Annotated in this window: 1 protein-coding gene; it reads right to left on the bottom strand. The window is 66.8% G+C overall.

Going from position 1 to position 1,191, the window contains the following annotated elements:
• Nucleotides 1–1,190: right-handed parallel beta-helix repeat-containing protein (locus J2Z33_RS18080; RefSeq protein WP_209843645.1), on the bottom strand; the 1,190-nt coding region annotated here is incomplete at its 3' end.
• Nucleotide 1,191 lies beyond the last annotated feature (1 nt).

Below are 1,191 nucleotides of genomic sequence, written 5' to 3'. Positions count from 1 at the left end.
GCGCCGCTTCCGGCTTCGTAGGCGCCGAGGTCCACGGCGCCTGCGGTGCGGTCATCGCCGTCGAGGTCGGTTGCGGCCAGTCCGTGGGCGGCGCTGCCGGCGTCGAGGGCGGGGCTGTCGGCCTGGAGGTGGAAGTCCGAGCCCGCCTTGACGAACTGCGGGTCGAGGCCGAGCTTGTTGCCGCCCGCCGCCGTGGGGGCATTGTTGCCGCCGTCGGTCTTGACGGACGCCTGCCCGGGGGTGCCGTTGAAGGTCAGGTTGTTGGCCCAGGTGACGTTCTGGTTCCTGTAGCCGCCGTAGGAGGTGTTGTCGATCGCGGTGTTGTCGCCGTCCACGGAAGGGTCGGCCACGGCGATGTTGTTGACCCAGGTGTTGTTGGAGGACTGGGCGTTGGACAGCTCGCCCCGCCAGGTGCCGGTGTTGGCGGTGTCCTGGTTGTTGTGCCAGGCGGTGTTGTTCCTCACCGTCACGTAGTCCGACCAGGTGACCTGGATGCCCTTGCCGCCGTTCTCGTAGACGAGGTTGCCCTCCACCAGCGTCGGATAGGTGTAACTGGGATGCCCCGAGGTCTGGGTGGACTGGAAGTCGTCGATGATGATGCCGTTGCCGTCGGTGTGGGCGCCCGACTTCGTGACGTTGTCGTGGGACACGTTGTTCTTGATCACCGTGCGGAAGCCGGTGGTGGTGGTGTCGCCCGAGACGTTGCGGTTCTGGTAGATGGAGATGCCCGAGAACCAGCCGGAGGTGGCGTTGCCCCAGGTCTCGTTGCCCTCGATGTGCAGGAACTCCGAGCCGTTGAACTGGATGCCCGACTCGCCGTTGCCGTGGAAGGTGTTGTTGATGACGCGCACATGGTGCACGCCCGTGCCCTCCAGCCCGTCGGCCGAGGCGCCCTGGACGTCGAAGCCCTGCACCGTCACGTAGTTGGCGTTGACGCTGATGGCGTTGCCCGACCCCGAAGGCGGCCGGATCACCGCCGTGCCCTCCACCTCGGCGCGAAGCGTGATGTAGCCCGCCGCCGAGCCGTCCTTGGTGATGTTCACGCTCTCGGCGTAGGTGCCCGCCCGCACCACCACCTCGTCGCCAGGCTTCAGGTTGGACCCCATCGCCTGCCCGATCGTGCGGAACGGCGAGCCGGAACTCCCGTCGCCCGACGAACCGCCAGAAGCCGATACATAGTAAATGGTCATT

This window comes from Rubellimicrobium aerolatum (genome assembly GCF_017872975.1).
GTDB classification, from domain to species: domain Bacteria; phylum Pseudomonadota; class Alphaproteobacteria; order Rhodobacterales; family Rhodobacteraceae; genus Rubellimicrobium; species Rubellimicrobium aerolatum.
The sequence above is the reverse complement of the archived record's forward strand: the minus strand, read 5'-3'. Positions and strand labels throughout refer to the sequence as shown.